General features: G+C 53.5%; 1 protein-coding gene. It reads left to right on the top strand.

What is annotated here, in order from left to right; genetic code table 11:
- A partial coding sequence (locus tag RN22_RS22905) for a VCBS domain-containing protein (RefSeq protein ID WP_046308079.1) occupies positions 1-3,310 on the top strand: 3,310 nt, incomplete at both ends.

The following is a 3,310-nucleotide window of genomic DNA, read 5'->3' as shown; positions in this document are numbered from 1 at the left end:
ACAGCAACCATCAGTGATGTTGATGCTTCCGCGACGGGCTCAATCACGGTTACCGACCCAGATTCCGGCGAAACGGCTACCATCGGCAACACCACCATAGAGGGCAATTACGGCACCTTCGAACTGGTGGACGGCAACTGGACTTACACGGTAGACCCTGACAAAGCGCAAGCCCTGCCGGACGGGGAAGAGGCGACCGAAACCTTTACCCTCACGGCGTCTGATAACTCTACCCATGAGATTGTGGTCGCGGTTGAAGGCACCAACCAGTCTGCGGTTGTAACGGGCGATACCACTGCCTCGATAAGTGATGTTGATACTTCAGCGACGGGTTCGATTACTGTCACCGACCCCGACTCAGGCGAAACGGCATCCATCGGCAATACCACCATTGAAGGTAACTACGGTACCTTCGAACTGGTCGACGGCAACTGGACTTACACGGTAGACCCGGATAAAGCGCAAGCCCTGCCGGACGGGGAAGAGGCGACCGAAACCTTTACGCTCACTGCGTCTGATAACTCGGCGCACGAGATTGTGGTGACGGTCACCGGCACCAACCAGTCTGCGGTTGTGACTGGCGATACCACCGCCTCGATCAGTGATGTAGATACTTCTGCGACGGGCTCTATCACGGTTACTGATCCGGATTCCGGCGAAACCGCGTCTATCGATAACACCACCATAGAGGGCAACTATGGTACCTTCGAATTGGTCGACGGCAACTGGACCTACACGGTAGACCCAGACAAAGCACAAACACTACCAGAGGGCCAGGAAGCCACTGAAACCTTTACCCTTACCGCATCTGACAATTCACAACACGAGATCACTGTTACCGTTGAAGGCACTGATCAAGCAGCTGTTGTCACGGGTGATACCACCGCCAGTCTTTCTGACACTGACACTTCCGTATCTGGCTCTATCACAGTGACTGATCCAGACAGTGGCGAAACGGCAAGCATCAGCAACACTGATATTGATGGTGAATACGGCACCTTCTCACTGGTAGACGGTGAGTGGACCTACACCGTCGATCCGGATAAAGCAGAGGCAATCTCTCTGGGTGATACAGAGACTGAAACCTTCACCCTCACAGCATCTGACGGTTCGACTCACCAAATCACCGTCGATGTAGTGGGAACCGATAAGGCAGCAGTCGTCACTGGTACGACAACAGGCACAATTTCGACTGCTGATCTCTCCAGCGCAATCGTGGGCAACGCCTTCATCATGGATGAGAATTTCAGCGTTGAGTCGGGCGAGTTCCATACCTTCAACTTCCCACCATCGATCAATTTCAGCAGCGGTGGTGTCAGCGTCGAATTCACTGATAACGATGCGCGTCTTGACGGTGACAACACACACAACGAATACACCAATGACAGCTCACAAACTATCGAGCTAAACGGCGTTACTTACCCTGCAAACCTCGACTACACGCTTCAGTACACTGACGCGCAGGGTAACGTGTATACCATGGCAATTGTCGATGTGGACACCAATGCCGATGGCAACAACTACAACGCGATTCCGGACAACGGTAAGGTGCTGATCCAGCTCGATGGCCCAGAGATCACCCCAGATACCACACTCACATTAGTACCGGGCTCGTACAACAATATCGACAGTCTCGATTACGACGATATTGCAGCACCCGTTACTGTAAGCGGCACCATTGAAATCTCTGATGTCGATAGCAACGACAGTCCATCTTTCGCGAATACCACAGTGGAAGGTCAGTACGGTTCACTGACTTTGGAAGATGGAGAATGGACGTACACCGTAGATCGCGACAAAGTGGAATCACTGGGTTCTGACGACAATGTTCAGGACGTGATCACGTTGACCGCCAGTGACGGCACGACACAGAACATCACCATCAATGTCTCCGGTACCGATGACGGTTCCATCATTGCCGGTGATGTGACGGGCAGCATCACCGAGGATGTCGGTGCGCAGTCAGTCTCAGGCACCATTACTATTACTGACCCAGATAGCGGCCAGACACCGACTATTCCAGATACGACACTGGACGGTACCTACGGCACGCTTGAGCTGGTTGGTGGCGAATGGACTTACACGGTTAACACCGACGCTGTTCAATCGCTGGCGCAAGACCAAGTTGTTACTGACAACATCACGGTCACTGCAAGCGATGGCAACCAACAGGTCATCAGCATTACCTTGACCGGTACAAACGATGCCGCGGTGGTAACGGGTGATACAACAGGTAATGTGACCGATGCTGATGCATCAACATCCGGCACGATCACCGTCACCGACCCCGACTCCGGTGAAACCGCCACCATCGGCAACACCACGATTGAAGGTAATTACGGCACCTTCGAACTGGTGGACGGCAACTGGACATACACCGTTGACCCGGACAAAGCCCAGCCGCTGACTGACGGCGAAACTGCACAGGATACCTTCACCCTGACTGCCTCTGATGGTTCGACCCATGATGTCACGGTAACCGTGACCGGCACTGACAATGCCGGCGTCGTCACAGGCACCACTTCAGGCAGCGTTGATGCAGCAGGCTTTACACTGAATGTGGAAGAGAGTGGCAACCTCACCGCTGGTGAGGTCACTCAGGGCGACAGCAATGGCGGTTGGAATACCACCACCACCACGATTGACGGTGTACCTTATGTTATTTCGACGTCATTTGGTTACGACGGCACCACCATCATCTCTCGGGTTGAAAACGATGGTTCGCTCACTGAGACCGACCGCATCACTTACGACAGCTCCACGGGCGTAGTAACGTCATCGGTGTCTGGAGATATCACCTCTGCCGTTGAAAATGCAGGTTTCTCTGTTGGCGGACTGGGTAATGGTCTCACACAGTCAAATGTCTCGAATATCGACGGTCAACCTACCCTATTCCTGACGTCGCAAAACAGCGGTTCAATTTCTGCCTGGGAGATTTCGGGTAACGGCCAGCTCACCGTCAATGGTGGGTTGACCTTCGGTAACTCGCAAACAGGCATTGTGCGCGAAAACGTCACCTTCGAAACGGATGATGGTGAAACGCTGATTTTCGCTACACGCCCTCAGGGTGATACCGTCGATGTCCTCTCCTACAACCCGGAAACCGGTGAAATTGCGCAAACCGGCAACTCCTACCCGTCCGGTGACCTGGTGTCAGGCATCGATATTGTGACGATTGACGGCAATACCTTTGTCACTTCCAGCGGCACTGATGTCGTCAGTCTGTATGCCGTTGACAGCGCTACAGGTAACCTCACTCTGGTTGACAGTGAGCCGGTCACCTCCGGCAGTGGCAACTCGGTGAACTTTT

The sequence above is a fragment of the Grimontia sp. AD028 genome (assembly GCF_000973155.1).
Lineage (GTDB): Bacteria > Pseudomonadota > Gammaproteobacteria > Enterobacterales > Vibrionaceae > Enterovibrio > Enterovibrio indicus.
This window is presented reverse-complemented; position numbering and strand designations above follow the sequence as displayed.